Origin of the sequence: Azospirillum thermophilum (assembly GCF_003130795.1) — a bacterium.
GTDB classification, from domain to species: domain Bacteria; phylum Pseudomonadota; class Alphaproteobacteria; order Azospirillales; family Azospirillaceae; genus Azospirillum; species Azospirillum thermophilum.
Genome location: NZ_CP029354.1, coordinates 565,083 through 581,222, shown reverse-complemented (window position 1 = coordinate 581,222; position 16,140 = coordinate 565,083). Strand labels below are relative to the sequence as shown.

Genomic DNA, 16,140 nt, shown 5'->3' with positions numbered 1-16,140 from the left:
GAACCTCAAAGATCGCAACCAAAGAAGGTGCGACAGTCATTTCCACACGCGGTTTCCTCCGCGGCTTGCGCTTTTGCCGGTGATATTCCCAACGGTGCGGGCAGAATCATGGCTGACACGATCACGGGACTTATCGCGGAGAGCCAATTGTATCGCGAAGGGGTCAAGGCTCTCCTCGGCAGCAGCTTCGTCATCACTGTGGAGGCCGACGGGGTGGCCGAGGCCCTCCGGTGGGGGGAGGAGCCGCGGCTGATCCTGGTGGATGAGGCGGAAGGCCGGGAGCACACCGCCTGCTCGCTCCTGCAGGAGCGGTTTCCCGGCGCCGCCCTGGTCTTCCTGATGCGGCGGACCTCGCGCGAACAGGCGATCGACATCCTGCGGTTCGGCGCGCAGGGCATCCTCGGTCCCGACCTGTCCGCCGACGCGCTCGTCCTCTCGCTGAAGCTGATCCTGACCGGCCAGATCCTGGTGCCGAGCTTCGCCCTCGACCTTCTGCCGGACTCCCATGCGCCGTCGCCTGCCGGTGCCGCGGATCTCGACCAGGACATCACCCCGCGGGAGCGGCAGATCCTGGAGATGATCGTCCGCGGCCACAGCAACAAGGCGATCGGCCTCGCGCTCGGCCTGCGGGAGCCGACGGTCAAGTTCTACGTCAAGAACGTCATGCGCAAGCTGCATGTCGCCAACCGGACGCAGATCGCCGTCTGGGCGATGACCCACGGCTGCCCGGCCGATCCCGCGGGCTGCGACGGCAAGCTGCCTCACTGACCCGGTCCGGCGCCCGCCGGCATATCCGGCGCCTTGTCCCGCCGGCGCTCCAGCCAGCGGCGTTCGGCGGGGGTGGGGTCGAGGGCGAGTGCGGCGTCATAGGCGGCCAGCGCCTCCGCCCGGCGGCCGAGCCGGCGCAGCAGGTCGGCGCGGACGGCGTGGTAGGGCAGGACGCCGCCCAGCCGGCCGGCGTCCAGCGCCTCCAGCTCGGCCAGCGCGGCGGCCGGCCCGGCGACCTCGGCCAGCGGCACCGCGCGGTTCAGCCGCACCACCGGATCGTCGCGCCGCGTCAGCAGCAGGTCGTAGAGCGCCAGGATGCGCCGCCAGGGCGGCGGGTCGGACAGGCTGCGCCGGGCGATCCAGGCGCCGTGCAGCGCCGCCTGGATCGCCCGCGGCCCCGGCGGCCCCAGTGCCAGCGCCCGGCTCAGGAACCCCCGGCCTCGTCCGCCAGTGCCCGGTTCCAGCGTGCCGGGTCCTGCTCCGACAGCGGCACCATGGCGCCGTCGCCGTCCAGGCGGGCGGGCCGCCGGGCCTCGGCGAAGCGGACCAGGGCGGCCAGCGCCAGCACCTCCGCCTCCTGCGGGACCAGCGCCGCCAGCAGGGCGGTCAGCCCCAGCATCTCCGCGGCGTAACCGGCATGCGGGCCGGTTCCCGCCGCATCCTCGTGGGCCTTGGCGTAGGCCAGCTCCAGCGTGGAGAGCACGGCGTCGAGACGCTCCGCCCAATCCTGCGGCCGCGGCACCTCGAAGGGCACGCCGGCCCCGGCGATCTTGCGCTTGGCCCGCACCAGCCGCTGTGCCAGCGTCGGCTCGGGCAGCAGGAAGGCGCGGGCGATCTCCGCGGTGGAAAGGCCGCAGACCAGCCGCAGCGTCAGCGCCGCCCGCGCCTCGGCCGCCACGGCCGGATGGCAGCAGATGAAGATCAGCCGCAGCCGCTCGTCCGGGATCAGGCGGGAGTCGTCCATCAGCCGCTCCTCCGCGGTCGGGTCGGGCGGCGGCGGATCGGGCACCAGCCGGTCCCGCACCTGCCGCCGCCGCATCAGGTCGAGCGCCCGCCGCTCCGCCACCCGGTAGAGCCAGGCGGCGGCATCCGCCGGTTCCCCGTCGCGCGGCCACGCCTCGGCCGCACGCAGGCAGGCCTCCGCCAGCGCCTCCTCCGCGACGTCCAGGTCGCGCAGGCGGGCGGCCAGGGCGGCGACGATGCGCCCGCCCGCCTCGCGGACCGCGCGGTCGAGGAGCCCCGCCGTCATCCGGCGGCCCTCACTCGCCCGCCAGCAGCGGCCGGATCTCCACCGATCCGCCGGGCGCCAGCGGTACCTTGCGCGCGATGGCGATCGCCGCGTCGAGGTCCGGCACGTCGATCAGGTAGAAGCCGCCGAGCTGTTCCCGGCTCTCCGCGAAGGGGCCGTCATGCACGGTGCGGCTGCCGCCGGCCTCGCGCAGGGTGGTGGCGGTCCGCGTTCCCTTCAGGCCGGCGCCGCCGATCCGCGCCGGTCCCAGCTCCTGCACGAAGGCCATGTGCCGGCCCACCATCTCCTGCAGCAGCCCGTTGTCCTTGTCGGGGCCGTAGAGGGTCTCGTCCTCGTAGATCATCAGCATGTACTGCATGGGCTGGCTTCCTTGCCGGTTGGGACGGCCGCGCCGCTCGCGGCCCCGTCGACCCCAAAGACGCACGAGCCTCGCCGGAATCGACAGGGCAGGCGGCGGATTTTTTGCCGTGGGCCGCGAAAGCAAGGAATACCCCCATTTCCGCTCCGGTCTAGGTGGCTCCGTTCCCGAAACCGCCCCGTCCGGAAAAATCCTTCTCCGACTCCCTCATTTGTTCGCTGAACAAGCAAAACCATTTTCCGATCTGCGGCGCACACTGGCCTTCGAGTGTTCAAACAAATAAGACACCGGGAGACGAGAGATGGACGGCGCAGTGGCCCGGATCGACCGGGACTACCGGCTCGACGACCGCTACACCCGAGACGAGGGGCAGGTCTACCTGTCGGGCACGCAGACGCTCGTCCGCCTGCTCCTGCTGCAGCGCGAGCGCGACCGCCGGGCCGGGCTGAACACCGCCGGCTTCGTCTCGGGCTATCGCGGGTCGCCGCTCGGCGGGGTGGATCAGGCGCTGTGGCAGGCGCGCGACCATCTGGCCGCCCACGACATCACCTTCCTGCCGGCGGTGAACGAGGAGCTGGCGGCGACCGCCGTGCTGGGCAGCCAGCAGGTGGAATCCTCCGGCGAGGGACGCTTCGACGGCGTCTTCGGCCTGTGGTACGGCAAGGGGCCGGGGCTCGACCGTGCCGGCGACGCGCTGAAGCACGCCAACGCCTATGGCAGTTCGCCCCGCGGCGGCGTCCTGGTGGTGGCCGGCGACGACCATGGCTGCGTCTCCTCCGGCATGCCGCATCAGAGCGACATCTCGATGATGGCATGGTCGATGCCGGTCCTGAACCCGGCCGGCATCCGCGAATACCTGGAGTTCGGGCTTTACGGCTGGGCGCTGTCGCGCTTCTCCGGCGCCTGGGTCGGCTTCAAGGCGATCTCGGAGAGTGTCGAGAGCTCCGGCACCGTGACGCTGCCGCCGCTCGACAAGGGCTGGATGCCGGTGGACTTCACCCCGCCGCCGGGCGGGCTGCATTACCGCTGGCCGGACTTTCCCAGCTCGCTGATCGAGGAGCGGCTGTTCGCCAAGGTCGCCGCGGCGAAGGCCTTCGCCCGCGCCAACCCGCTCGACCGGCGGGTGATGGGCCAGGGGGGCGGGCAGGGCGGCTGGCTGCGCATCGTCACCACCGGCAAGGCGCATCTCGACCTGATGGAGGCGCTGCGCCAGCTCGGCATCGGCGAGCGCGAGGCGCGGCAGCTCGGCCTCTCCGTCTACAAGGTCGGGCTGTCCTGGCCGCTGGAGCCGGAGCGCATCCTCGCCTTCGCCCGCGGCGCCGAACAGATCCTCGTCGTCGAGGAGAAGGCGCCGGTGGTCGAAGGGCAGCTCAAGGACCTGCTGTTCCACCTGCCGGACGGCGAGAGGCCGCGCGCCGTCATCGGCAAGACCGACGAGACGGGGGCGGAGCTCCTGCCGGCGGCGGGCGAGCTGCGGCCCTGGATGGTGGCGAAGGCGCTGGCCGCCCGCCTGCAGGCCCGCTTCCCCGACCGCAACTTCGAGGCGCTGCTGGCCGAGCTGCTGCCGGCCCCCAGGGCGCCGATGCCCGCCACCCCGCGCACGCCCTATTTCTGCTCCGGCTGCCCGCACAACAGCTCCACCCGCGTGCCGGAGGGCAGCAAGGCCGGCGCCGGCATCGGCTGCCACTTCATGGCCTCCTGGATGGACCGCGACACCGGCGGCCTCGCCCAGATGGGCGGCGAGGGCGTCACCTGGGTCGGGCAGGCGCCCTTCTCCAGGCGCCCGCACATGTTCCAGAACCTGGGGGAGGGGACCTACTTCCACTCCGGCCTGCTGGCGATCCGCCAGGCGGTCGCCGCCAAGGCCAACATCACCTACAAGATCCTGTTCAACGACGCGGTCGCGATGACGGGCGGCCAGCCGGTCGACGGTCCGATCTCCGTCGCCGCCATCACCCACCAGCTCCGCGCCGAGGGGGTGGGGCGGGTCGCCGTGGTCAGCGACGCGCCGGAGACCTATGACACCCGCTCCGGCCTCGCCCCCTACACCACCGTCCACCACCGCGACGAGCTGGATGCGCTGCAGCGCGAACTGCGCGAGATCCCCGGCGTGACCGCCCTGGTCTACGAGCAGACCTGCGCCGCCGAGAAGCGGCGGCGCCGCAAGCGCGGCAAGTTCCCCGACCCGGCGCGCCGCACCGTCATCAACGAGCTGGTCTGCGAAGGCTGCGGCGACTGCGGCAGGAAGTCCAACTGCCTGTCGATCCTGCCCAAGGAGACGGAGTTCGGCACCAAGCGCCAGATCGACCAGTCCTCCTGCAACAAGGACTACACCTGCGTCGAGGGCTTCTGCCCCAGCTTCGTCTCGGTCATGGGCGGCAGCCTGCGCAAGCCCGACAGCGCCGCCGTCGCCGCCCGCTTCCGCGACGCGCTGGAGGAGCTGCCGCACCCCCTGCGCCCGGTCGGCGACGACCCGGCGGAGATCCTGATCGTCGGCGTCGGCGGCACCGGCGTCGTCACCATCGGTGCGGTGCTGGCGATGGCCGCGCATCTCGAGGGTAAGGCCTCCTCCGTCCTCGACTTCATGGGCTTCGCGCAGAAGGGCGGGGCGGTCTACAGCTACCTGCGGGTGGCGCAGGGCCCGGAGCGGCTGAACCAGACGCGCATCGATCCCGGCCAGGCGCAGGTCGTGCTGGCCTGCGACATGGTGGTCGCGGCCTCGCCCGACGCGCTGCGCACGGTGCGGGCCGGCCGGACGCGGGTGGTCGCCAACGCCCATGTCGCGCCGACCGGCGCCTTCACCCGCCATCCGGCCCAGCGCCCCGACGCCGGCGGCCTGCTACGCACGCTGGAGCGCGCCGCCGGACCCGACCGGGTGGAGGTGGTGGACGCCAACCGCGTCGTCACCGCCCTGTTCGGCGACAGCATCCTCGCCAACGTCTTCCTGATGGGCTTCGCCTTCCAGAAGGGGCTGCTGCCGGTCGGGCTGGACGCGCTGGCCCGCGCCATCGCGCTGAACGGGGTGGGGGTCGAGGCGAACCAGCGGGCCTTCACCTTCGGCCGGCTCGCCGCCCACCGGCCGGAGATCCTGGCCGGCCTCGGCCAGGAGGAGGAGAAGCCCGCCTCGACGCTGGCCGACATCGTCGGACGCCGCGCCGCCTTCCTGGTCGACTATCAGGACGCCGCCTATGCCGACCGCTACCGCGCCCTGGTCGAGCGGGTGCGCGCGGCCGAGGCGGCGGTGCTCCCCGGCTCCACCGCGCTGGCCGAGGCGGTCGCCCGCGGCTATCACAAGCTGCTGGCCTACAAGGACGAGTACGAGGTGGCGCGGCTTCATGCCGACCCGCGCTTCCGCCGCAAGCTGGAGGAGCAGTTCGACGGCGACTGGACGCTGGTCTTCCACCTCGCCCCGCCGATGCTGGCGCGCCGGCTGAACGGCTTCGGCGAGCCGCACAAGATCGCGTTGGGGCCGCGCATCCTGCCGGTGCTGCGGCTGCTCGCCGGGCTGAAGCGGCTGCGCGGCACGCCCTTCGACCTGTTCGGCTACACGGCGGAGCGGCGGACGGAGCGCCGCCTGATCGCCCGCTACGAGGAGACGGTGGAGGAGATCCTGCGGCACCTGACCGCGCAGACCCATGCCGCCGCCGTCGAGCTCGCCGCCCTGCCGCTGGAGATCCGCGGCTTCGGCCCGGTCAAGGAGCGGGCGGTGCGCGAGGCGGAGCGGCGCTGGGACGAGCTGCTCGGCGGCCTGCGCGGGCAGGGGGGAGAGCAGGGTGGCGAGGGCCGGCGGCGCAGCGCCTGACCCGTCCGGCCCTCCGTCCCCGCCCCTCCGGACCGCGTTCCGGCGCGAAAAATGGCGCCGGAACGCGGTCTGTCGGTCATTCCCCCATTGCGTCCGGACGGCATTGCGCCCATCTTCCGCGCGAATGGGCTGGTGCAGAGAGAGCGAGTTGTGAGCGAAGAGGCCAAGAACGTCGAAGCAACGGTCAAGTGGTACAAGACGGACAAGGGGTTCGGCTTCGTCCGGTTCCCGGACGGCAGCCCGGACGCCTTCGTGCATTCCTCGGTCCTGGTGCCGCTTGGCCTGACCGCCCTGCCGGAAGGGGCGACGCTCGTCTGCGACGTCGCGGAGAACCCCAAGGGCCGGCAGGTCGCCGCCATTCATTCCGTCACCCCGCCCGAGACCCCGGCCCGCCGAAGCCGGCCAAGCCGCGCGGCCGCCAGCGCGCCGCCGATCCCGGTGCCGGCGACCAGCCCGCGGTCGCTCCGCCGGCCGCCGCCGGTTCCGCTGCCGCCCCGGCTCCGGCCGAGGGCCAGCGCCGCGAACGCCGCCCGGCCCGCCAGCCGGCGTCCGCCGCGCCGGTGTCGAGCGAGCCGGCCTACGGCACGGTGCGCTGGTACAATCTGGACAGCCAGTCCGGCCTGATCGAGCCGTGGGACGACGGCGACCTTGTGTTCTTCGACCGCACCATCCTGCGCAAGTCGGGCCTGGAGATCGTCGCCGACGGCGAGGACGTCCGCTACGTCGCCTTCGACAGCGACCAGGGGCCGGTGGCCCAGCGGGTCGAGCTGGTCTGAGGACTTCGCTTCGGCTGACGCCGACCGTGCCCGCCTCCCGGAGGGGGCGCGGTTGCCGGCGGCCGGCTGGCTGCATGGGAGTGGCCGGTTTTCGACGACACCCTTTACGGCCGCCGGTGATGTGATTCACTCTGCCGCAGGTGACGCGGCGCGTGTGTGAGCTAGATTGCGCTCGACCAGGGAGGGCATCCATGGCAGACCACGACTTCTCTCCGCCGAAGGAGAGCGGCCTGACCAAACAGGCCGTTCATCGCCTTGCCGAGAACGTTGCGGGGCAGCTGTCCTTCGAACCCGGCGGGGATCTGTTCGTGGTTCTCAAGAAGCTTGGGGGCAGGCTGGCCTACAAGGATTTCTCCGGGATCGACGAGACCGATTCCGGTTCTCTCCTGGTCCGCCAGCCCGGCGACTTCGACATCGTCATCGCGAAGAACACCAGCCCGAAACGGGACCGGTTCACCATAGCGCATGAGATCGGCCACTATGTGCTGCACTATCTCCTGGCGCGCCAGAACGGGTCGCCGATCCAGGCCATGGCGGCAGCCCGATATGGTTCGGATCGAACGGAATGGGAGGCGAACTGGTTCGCGGCGGCCTTCCTGATGCCGGAGCAGGAGTTCCGTGAGGCATACGAGGAACTGGGGCAAGACGTCTTCGCCGTCGCCGAGAGATTCGGCGTCTCGACCAAAGCGGCCCGGATACGGGCTGAGGCGTTGGGGCTGCGAGAGAGTACCGGATGAAGCTGGAGGGGATCCCGAAGTTCCTGCACCCGCGGATGCGTCTGTTCATGAGCATCGACCTTGTCGGGTCGACCGCCTTGAAGCAGAGCGGGTCCTTTCCCATCCAGGCGCCGAACGATGGCGACCGGATGACCGATGCCGGGTCGCGCTGGTTCGTCGAGATCACCAAGTTCTATACGGAGTTCCAGGCGAAATTCGCCAGACACTGGCAGCATTACTGCTCCGCCGTCGCGTCCGAACCGATGCAGCCGACCGGCGAGACGCCGCAGTTATGGAAGAGCAACGGCGACGAGCTGATCTACGTGATGGAGATCACCACCGCCAAAGAGTGCGCCGCTACGGTGATCTGCTGGCTGCGCTCCGGAAAGGAATATAGACGGCAGTTGCGGGACAAGGGCTCCTCGCTGGACGTAAAGATGGCAGCCTGGGTGGCCGGTTTTCCCGTTGTGAACTCCGAAGTCATCTTCCAGCCACCCTCCGATATCCAGACCGTCGAGAGCGAGGACGAGATTCCGGAACTGGTCCATTACGACCTGCTCGACCGCTGGCACTCCGGGGATGAGGGGCGTAGAGGGCTGAGCATCGATTACATCGGGCCATCGATCGATACGGGTTTCCGCGTCGCGTCCAAGGCCACTCCCAGGAAATTCACCCTTTCGCTGGAGACGGCGTTCATTCTCTCCCTGCCGCAAATGCAACGGGATATGAACGACATCGTCTTCCGATATGATGGCCGTGAGACGCTGAAGGGTGTGCTGGGAGGAAAGCCCTACCCAATCTTCTGGATCGACACGCAGATGGATGATGAGCTGACCCGGCTGGAGGACAGTCTTGAGGGACGCTCGGAGAAAGGGCTTCCCAAAGACCACGTGAAGGAATTTTGCGAAGAGTTCTTCGCCCGGCACAAATCCAACATGATCCGCCCCTTCATCCTGACTGATTTCGAGCCTCTGCTTGTCATGCCGCCGGACAATTATGAAGCCCATGTCCGGCACCTCGCCGACGAATGGCGGGCGGCCAGGGAGTCCGATGCGATCGCCATGAAGGCGCTTGGCGAAGCGGAGCCTCCCGACGGCGAGTCTGCCCCTCCTGTCCAGGACGAGCTGCTTCTGGATCAGCTTATCGTATCGCTGCCGTTGACGGAGCCGCCGCCCGCGACATAGTGCCCGCCCGTTCCGCTGCTCCGCCGTTCCGCCTATAACGAATGATTAGCATTTTCCGGCGACATAAGGGGGCGGTCGTCAGGAAACGGGCGGATGACATGGATACCGGCAATCATCGGGCAGCCTCCGGCAAACAGTTCGCATACATAGGAATTGACGAGTCCTCGGGCGACGTCTTGCGTCGGGTGAAGCCTGTCCTTATGGAGGTCTTGCCCGGTCTGCTCGGGCAGTTCTACGAGCGGACGATGGCGGTTCCGGAGCTGGCCGCCAGGTTCCCCAATGCCGAGACCCGGCAGCGGGCCAAGGATGCGCAGGCGCGCCACTGGTCGATGCTGTTCGACGGCCGGTTCGACGAACGCTACCTCGACTCCGCCCGGCGGATCGGGCTGGCGCACCACCGCATCGACCTGACGCCGCAATGGTACATGTCGGGCTACGCCTTCATCCTGGGCGAGCTGCTGGCGGCGGTCGCCGCGGCGCAGCCCGGCCTGCTGAACACCGCCGTCCGGCGCCGGGAACTCGGCGACACGCTGCGCGCGGTCAGCCGCGCCGTCCTGCTCGACATGGACCTCGCCATGTCGGCCTATTGGGATTCGCTGACGCACGAGACGGTCGCCGCGGTCGACGGCATGATCGAGCGGATCGACACGCAGGTCATCGAGACGGTCGAGAGCGTCACCGTCCTGACCGACGATCTGGTCAGCAGCGCCCAGACCATGTCCGGCGTGACCGCCACCGTCGGCGAAAGCACCGCCTCGGCCTCCGGCGCCGCCGGCGAGGCGCTGTCCTCGGCCGAGACGGTCGCGGCGGCGGCCGAGGAACTGCACGCCTCCATCGCCGAGATCGCCGACCGCGTGAGCCAGACCGCCCGCATCGCCCACGACGCGGTGGGACAGATGAGCGGGGCGCGCGCCGTGCTCGACCGGCTCGACAGCGCGGCGGCGGAGATCGGCCGGGTGGTGGAGATCATCGGCTCCATCGCCGCCCAGACCAACCTGCTGGCGCTGAACGCCACCATCGAGGCCGCCCGCGCCGGCGAGGCCGGCAAGGGCTTCGCCGTCGTGGCGGGCGAGGTCAAGAACCTCGCCAACCAGTCGGCCCGCTCCGCCGAGGACATCACCGGCCGCGTCGGCGCCATCCAGGAGGTGACGCGCGAGACGCTGAAGATGATCGACGCGGTATCGCAGGCCATCTCGCGCATGGAGGCCGGGGCGGCGGACATCTCCGCCGCGGTGGAGGAACAGACCGCCGCCACCAGCGAGATCGCCCGCAACATCGGCATCACCGCCGAGCGCGCCAAGGACGTCCACCGCATCATGGAGCGGGTGGAGGACAGCGTCCGCCGCGCCGATCAGGTCGCCCACACGGTGAACGAGAGCGCCGACCGCATGGACGAATCCATGAGCGGCATGCGCAAGCTGCTGGTGAAGGCGGTCCGCACCTCGTCCAAGCTGGCCGACCGCCGCAAGGAGAACCGCCGCGCCGCCATGGTCGAGGCGCAGCTCCACCGTGACGGCAAGGTGGAGCAGGTCCTGCTCTACGACCTGTCGGAATATGGCGCGATGGCCGCCTCCTCGGCGCCCTGCACGCAGGGTGCCCGCATGACGCTCGCCATCCCGGCGGCGGGGGTGCGGCTGGAGGTGCAGGCGGTCGCCTGCAAGGAGGGCTTCCACCATCTGAACTTCATCGGCGACGGGCTTCCGACCGCGACGGTCGAACAGCTCTGCTCCACCAGCGTCGAAAAGCTGATCGAGATGACCAAGAACGACCACCGCGCCTTCGTCGCCAAGGTGGCCGATGCGGTGGCCGGAAAGATCTCGCTGCTGCCGGCCGACCTCAGCACCCACCATACCTGCCGCCTCGGCCGCTGGTACGACAGCGTGACCGACGAGACGATGGTGGCGCTGGCCTCCTTCCGCGAGCTGTTCCCCATCCACCGGCAGGTCCACGCCAAGGGCCGCGACACGCTGGCGCTGCTGGCCGAAGGCCGGCACGACGAGGCGCAGCAGCGGATGGGCGAACTGCAGGAGCTCTCCCGTCAGGTGGTCGCCGGCCTCGACCGTCTGGGGGCGGAGCTGAAGCGCTCGCGGGCCGCCTGACCGGCGGCCCTGTCCAGCTCCCGTTTGCCCAGCTCCCGTTGTTTCCGCCGGCCCCGGCCGCCATATGATGCCTCCGGCCGGAGGCTGGCGGCAGAGGGAGCACCAGGACGATGATGACGATCCGACGGGCCGGCGACCGCGGGGTGGCCGACATGGGCTGGCTGGACAGCCGGCACAGCTTTTCCTTCGGCCACTACCACGACCCGCGCCACATGGGGTTCCGTACCCTGCGGGTCATCAACGAGGATCGCGTCGCCCCCGGCGGCGGCTTCCCGACCCATGCCCATGCCGACATGGAGATCGTGTCCTATGTGCTGGACGGCGCGCTGGAGCATCGGGATTCGCTGGGCAACGGGTCGGTCATCCGGCCCGGCGACGTGCAGCGGATGAGCGCCGGCACCGGCATCCGCCACAGCGAATACAACGCCTCCCGGGAGGAGCCGGTGCATTTCCTGCAGATCTGGATCCTGCCGGAGCGCCGCGGCCTGCCCGCCGGCTACGAACAGAAGAGCTTCGGGGATGCCGACAAGCGCGGCCGGCTGCGGCTGGTCGCCTCGCCGGACGGGCGCGCGGGCAGCGTGACCATCCACCAGGATGCCGACCTCTACGCCGCCCTGCTGGACGGCGACGAAAGCGCCACGCTGACGCTGCGTCCCGGCCGCCATGCCTGGGTGCAGGTCGCGCGCGGCCGGCTCGCCGTCAACGGAACGGCGCTGGCCGCCGGCGACGGCGCGGCCTTCAGCGACGAGGACGCCATCCGGTTCGAGCGGGGGAGGGGGCGGAGGTGCTGGTCTTCGACCTCGCCTGACCGCAAGCGCGCCGACGGCGACGTTCTTGCTTCATTCCCCTCCACCCGCTATCCTCGGTTCATCAACCACCCCATCACCAGCGGACAGGCGCCTTGGTCCACAGGCGCCCTCGCGTCTCCCGGTGCGGCACAGGCCGCGATCCGGCGGGAGCGGCGTTCCCTGGCGTCGGGACCGTCACGGCCGGGCAGCCGCCGCACAACGGAGGTGCGCAAATGACCTTAGGCAAACCGTTGATATGACAGCGTTGTTTTCGCCTCCACCGTATTGTGCGGGAGAGAACGCCTGCACAATCCGCACAACGGCCCCCACAACGGCCCGCACACCACCCGACACACGGGCTCCGGCCCCTGCCCATCCGGATAGGCCGGGTCATACCTGAGCGGAGTAGTCGGGTGCCGCTTGACAGGCGGGTGGGGGTATCTGCAATCCTTGGTTCGGTACAACACGGCGCGCAACGCGGCCCTGGCCCCCCTTCCTTAAAAATAAACGACAGTTCCCCGCCTACGCGCCACGGGAATGGGAGAGACACATGATCCGCTTGACCATCAACGGGCAGGAGCGGGCCGTCGACGTGCCCGAAGACATGCCCCTGCTCTGGGTCGTCCGCGACGAGCTGGGGATGACCGGGACCAAGTTCGGCTGCGGCGTCGGCCAGTGCGGCGCCTGCACCGTGCATGTTGACGGCGCGCCGGTCCGCGCCTGCCAGACCCCGGTCGGCACGCTGGCCGCCGGCAGCAGGGTGACGACGATCGAGGGCATCTCGGGCAAGGCGGCGGAGGCCGTGCAGGCCGCCTGGCGCAAGCTGGACGTGGTCCAGTGCGGCTATTGCCAGTCCGGCCAGATCATGAGCGCCATCGCGCTCGTCGCCGGCAACCGGAACCCCAGCGATGCGGACATCGACGCCGCGATGGACGGCAACGTCTGCCGCTGCGCCACCTATCAGCGCATCCGCGCGGCGATCAAGGACGCCGCCCAGACGATGAGGGCCTGAGCCATGCCGCATCCTCTCTTCCGCCGGATGTCCGGCAGCGACCCGGCGGCGTCCGGCCTTGCCGCCCTGCTGCGGCAGGCCGCCCCCTCCCGCCGCGGCTTCCTCAAGGTGGCGGCGGGCGCCGGCGGCGCGCTGGTGCTGGGCGCGCAGCTTCCCGCCCTCGCCGCCGAAACCGCCGCGCCGAAGGCGATGGGTCCGGCCGACCCGCGCCCCAACCTGTTCGTCGTCATCGCCCCGGACAACACGGTGACGGTGCTGATCAAGCATCTCGACATGGGCCAGGGCATCGCCACCGGCCTCGCCACCATCGTGGCGGAGGAGCTGGACGCCGACTGGTCGCAGATGCGCAGCGCCTTCGCGCCGGCCGACAGCAAGCTCTACGCCAACCACTTCTTCGGGCTGCAGGGCACCGGCGGCTCGACCGCCGTCGCCAACAGCTGGGACGAGCTGCGCATGGCCGGGGCCGCCGCCCGCGCCATGCTGGTCGCCGCCGCGGCCGCCCGCTGGGGCGTCCCGGTCCGGGAGATCGGCGTCGCCAAGGGTGTGGTGCGCCATGCCGCCTCCGGCCGTTCCGCCGGCTTCGGCGAGCTTGCCGCCGACGCGGCGACGCTGCCGGTGCCGCAGTCGGTCGCGCTGAAGGACGCCGGGGACTACACGCTGATCGGCAACCCGGCGCTGCACCGGCTGGACAACGAGTCCAAGACCGACGGCAGCGCCGTCTTCGCCATGGACGTCCGCCGGCCGGGTCAGGTGACCGCCGTGCTCGCCCGGTCGCCGCGCTTCGGCGGCACGGTGAAGGGCGTGGACGACGGCGGCGCGCGGGCGGTGCCGGGCGTGCTGGAGGTGCTGACCCTGCCGATGGGCGTCGCGGTGGTGGCGCGCAACAGCTGGGCCGCCATGAAGGGCCGCGAGGCGCTGAAGATCGTCTGGGACGATGGCAAGGCCGAGACCCGCGGCACCGCCGAGATGCTGGCCGATTACCGCAAGCTGGCCGACCGGCCGGGGGCGGTCGCCACCGACCGCGGCGACGCCGCCAGGGCGCTGGCGGGGGCGGTCCGGGTGGTGGAGGCGGAGTTCACCTTCCCCTATCTCGCCCACGCCCCGATGGAGCCGCTGAACGCGGTGGTGGAGCTGAAGCCGGAGGGCGGCTGCACCATCTGGGCCGGCTCCCAGTTCCAGGGGGTCGAGCAGATGGTGGTGGCCGGCGTGCTCGGCTGCCGGCCGGACCAGGTGACCATCAACACGGTCTGGGCGGGCGGCAGCTTCGGCCGGCGCGCCACGCCGAACGCCGACTACATGCTGGAGGCCGCGGCCATTGCCAAGGCCTACGGCAAGGCGCCGGTGCACCTGATGTGGACGCGCGAGGACGACATCCGCGGCGGCCGCTACCGCCCGCTGTTCCTCCACCGCGTGCGCGCCGGGCTCGATGCCTCGGGCAACCTCGTCGCCTGGCAGCACCGCCTCGTCGGGCAGAGCTTCCTGGCCGGCACGCCGTTCGAATCGGCCATGGTGAAGAACGGCGTCGACGAGACGTCGGTGGAGGGCGTGTCGGACCTGCCCTATGCCGTGCCGAACCTCGCGGTCGACCTGCACTCGCCGCCCTCGCCGGTCACCACGCTGTGGTGGCGCTCCGTCGGCCATACGCACACCGCCTATGCCAAGGAGGTGATGATGGACGAGCTGGCGCGCGCCGCCGGCAAGGATCCGGTGGAGTTCCGCCTCGCCCTCCTGAAGGACCATCCGCGGCTGGCCGGCGTGCTGAGGCTGGCGGCGGAGAAGGCCGGCTGGGGCAAGCCGCTGCCGGCCGGCAAGGCCCGCGGCGTCGCGGTCCACCAGAGCTTCGGCACCTACGTCGCCCATGTCGCCGAGGTGTCGATGACCGACAAGGGGCGCATGACCATCGACCGCATCGTCTGTGCCGTCGACTGCGGACAGGTCGTCAACCCCGACGTCGTCAGGGCGCAGATGGAAGGCGGTACCGGCTGGGGCATCGGCCACGCGCTGCGCGGCGAGATCACGCTGACCGGCGGTCTGGTCGATCAGGCGAACTTCGACGGCTACCATCCGATGCGGATGTCCGACATGCCGCGGGTCGAGGTGCACATCGTTCCCTCGATGGAACGTCCGACGGGGGCCGGCGAGCCCGGCGTGCCGACCGCCGCCCCGGCCGTCGCCAACGCCGTCTTCGCCATCACCGGCCGGCCGCTCCACGACCTGCCCTTCTCGAAGGCGGGCGCGGTGTAGGCGCCGGGGCTGCCGGGGGAGCGGGGGCGCGGCGGCTCCCCGTTCCCCCTTTCGCCTACTCCCGCCCGCACACCACCTGGACGCGGTCGACATAGATGCCGGCCCCGACCTTCAGGCCGGTGGCCGGCAGGTTGCCGGGGCAGGGATAGGGGCCGAAGGGATCGCCGCCGGTGCCGCCGACCGATTCCAGCTTCTGGGACGGACCCTGCACCGCCTTGGCCGACACCAGCGGCCGGCACTCGGAGACGAGCTGGTTCACCACGTTGCTCGACCGGCCGGAAATGCCGGCGACGGCTTGGCCGCGCGGGCAGCTCCGGGTCAGCGCGACGCCGCCCGCCCCGCCGGCATGGTCGGTGGAGCGCGGCTCGCCGGCCCAGTTGCCGTCGTCGGTCACGCGCACGCACAGCGCGGCGATGGCGTCGAGCCAGTTGCCGTTGCGGGTGGCGGTGCCGACCAGCACCTCGTCGGCGCCGCAGGCCAGCTTGATGTCGTTGCCCTGCTTCCCGCCGGCCGCCGGCGACACCCAGACCGCCGCGGCGGCGCCCGCCGGCCTCGCCGGCGCGCAGTCGGGCTCCAGTTCGTCGACGAAGGTGCCGGCGCGGCCCTTCAGCCCGATCGCCACCTGCCCGGCCGGGCAGCGCAGGGGGCCGAAGGGCTGGCCGCCCCGTCCGCCGACCGACGCGGTGAAGGCCGCCTCGCCGGCCGGCTGGGCATTGCGCATCGGCCGGCATTCCAGCGACAGCGAGTCGACGTAGGTGCCGCGCGTGCCGACCAGCCCGGTGACCGCCGCCCCGGTGGCGCAGCGGATCTCGAAGCCGCCGCCGCCGGTGCCGCCGCGGGCTCCCGTTTCGGCGACCGTGCCGGTGCGGCCGGCGCACAGGCCGCCGATCCGGTCGATGAACTCGCCGGCCTGCCCGCGGATGCCGACCAGGGTCTGCCCGAAGTCGCATTGCAGCGAGAACCGGCCGTCGGCGCCGCTCGCCGGGCCGGGCCGAACGTCCTGCGCCGCGGCGAAGCCGGCCGGCAGCAGCAGGCCGCCTGCCAGCAGGCCGAGCACCAGCATGCCGCCCGGCAGGCTGGCGGCCCGTCGCTTGCTCACCCCTGGAACCATGGATGGACCCCTCATTCCTTTTTTTCCGACTTT

General features: G+C 71.0%; 14 protein-coding genes. 10 read left to right on the top strand and 4 right to left on the bottom strand.

The window, feature by feature from the left end; all coding sequences use genetic code 11:
- Positions 1 to 108: 108 nt before the first annotated feature.
- A complete protein-coding gene (locus DEW08_RS20790) occupies positions 109 to 768 on the top strand; it encodes a LuxR C-terminal-related transcriptional regulator (protein ID WP_109330844.1) in 660 nt (219 codons plus the stop codon).
- Here DEW08_RS20790 and DEW08_RS31750 read toward each other — a convergent pair.
- The 3 genes from DEW08_RS31750 to DEW08_RS20780 form a co-directional block, all read right to left on the bottom strand.
- Positions 762 to 1,037, bottom strand: a complete 276-nt coding sequence (locus DEW08_RS31750) for a tetratricopeptide repeat protein (RefSeq protein WP_211107256.1) — start codon at positions 1,035 to 1,037, stop codon at positions 762 to 764. The genes DEW08_RS20790 and DEW08_RS31750 overlap by 7 nt on opposite strands.
- Positions 1,038 to 1,192: 155 nt before the next feature.
- Positions 1,193 to 2,017 (bottom strand): RNA polymerase sigma factor, encoded by an 825-nt coding sequence (locus DEW08_RS20785; RefSeq protein ID WP_211107254.1) that lies wholly within the window; start codon positions 2,015 to 2,017, stop codon positions 1,193 to 1,195.
- A 10-nt stretch (positions 2,018 to 2,027) separates the two neighbouring features.
- Positions 2,028 to 2,375 (bottom strand): YciI family protein, encoded by a 348-nt coding sequence (locus DEW08_RS20780; RefSeq protein ID WP_109330842.1) that lies wholly within the window; start codon positions 2,373 to 2,375, stop codon positions 2,028 to 2,030.
- Between the two features lie 301 nt (positions 2,376 to 2,676).
- Here DEW08_RS20780 and DEW08_RS20775 point away from each other — a divergent pair, with 301 nt between their 5' ends.
- From DEW08_RS20775 to DEW08_RS20735, 9 genes are all read left to right on the top strand, one after another.
- Entirely contained in the window at positions 2,677 to 6,177 is a 3,501-nt protein-coding gene (locus DEW08_RS20775; protein WP_109330840.1) for an indolepyruvate ferredoxin oxidoreductase family protein, read from the top strand.
- A gap of 51 nt (positions 6,178 to 6,228) precedes the next feature.
- The gene (locus DEW08_RS20770; RefSeq protein WP_109330838.1) at positions 6,229 to 6,801 is read left to right on the top strand and encodes a cold-shock protein; all 573 of its coding nucleotides are present in this window, start codon (positions 6,229 to 6,231) and stop codon (positions 6,799 to 6,801) included.
- Positions 6,738 to 6,953, top strand: coding sequence for a cold-shock protein (locus DEW08_RS20765; RefSeq protein ID WP_109330836.1), 216 nt, complete (start codon positions 6,738 to 6,740; stop codon positions 6,951 to 6,953). The genes DEW08_RS20770 and DEW08_RS20765 overlap by 64 nt, the downstream gene beginning before the upstream one ends.
- 191 nt (positions 6,954 to 7,144) lie before the next feature.
- A complete protein-coding gene (locus DEW08_RS20760) occupies positions 7,145 to 7,690 on the top strand; it encodes an ImmA/IrrE family metallo-endopeptidase (protein WP_109330834.1) in 546 nt (181 codons plus the stop codon).
- Positions 7,687 to 8,853, top strand: coding sequence for a hypothetical protein (locus DEW08_RS20755; RefSeq protein ID WP_109330832.1), 1,167 nt, complete (start codon positions 7,687 to 7,689; stop codon positions 8,851 to 8,853). Before DEW08_RS20760 ends, DEW08_RS20755 begins: the two co-directional genes overlap by 4 nt.
- Before the next feature lie 41 nt (positions 8,854 to 8,894).
- Positions 8,895 to 10,952: a protoglobin domain-containing protein gene (locus DEW08_RS33290; RefSeq protein WP_109330830.1), complete on the top strand. Its 2,058-nt coding sequence runs from the start codon at positions 8,895 to 8,897 to the stop codon at positions 10,950 to 10,952.
- A 110-nt stretch (positions 10,953 to 11,062) separates the two neighbouring features.
- Positions 11,063 to 11,977, top strand: a complete 915-nt coding sequence (locus tag DEW08_RS20745) for a pirin family protein (protein WP_342760782.1) — start codon at positions 11,063 to 11,065, stop codon at positions 11,975 to 11,977.
- Positions 11,978 to 12,290: 313 nt separating this feature from the next.
- Positions 12,291 to 12,752 carry a (2Fe-2S)-binding protein gene (locus tag DEW08_RS20740; RefSeq protein WP_109330828.1) on the top strand — a complete coding sequence of 154 codons (462 nt, stop codon included), beginning with the start codon at positions 12,291 to 12,293 and terminating at the stop codon, positions 12,750 to 12,752.
- A 3-nt stretch (positions 12,753 to 12,755) separates the two neighbouring features.
- On the top strand, positions 12,756 to 14,996 hold the full coding sequence (locus DEW08_RS20735; protein ID WP_245986728.1) for a xanthine dehydrogenase family protein molybdopterin-binding subunit: 2,241 nt from the start codon (positions 12,756 to 12,758) through the stop codon (positions 14,994 to 14,996).
- A 55-nt stretch (positions 14,997 to 15,051) separates the two neighbouring features.
- On the opposite strand, the gene DEW08_RS20730 is transcribed toward DEW08_RS20735, so the two are convergent.
- Entirely contained in the window at positions 15,052 to 16,095 is a 1,044-nt protein-coding gene (locus DEW08_RS20730) for a jacalin family lectin (RefSeq protein WP_109330826.1), read from the bottom strand.
- Between the last annotated feature and the right edge of the window lie 45 nt (positions 16,096 to 16,140).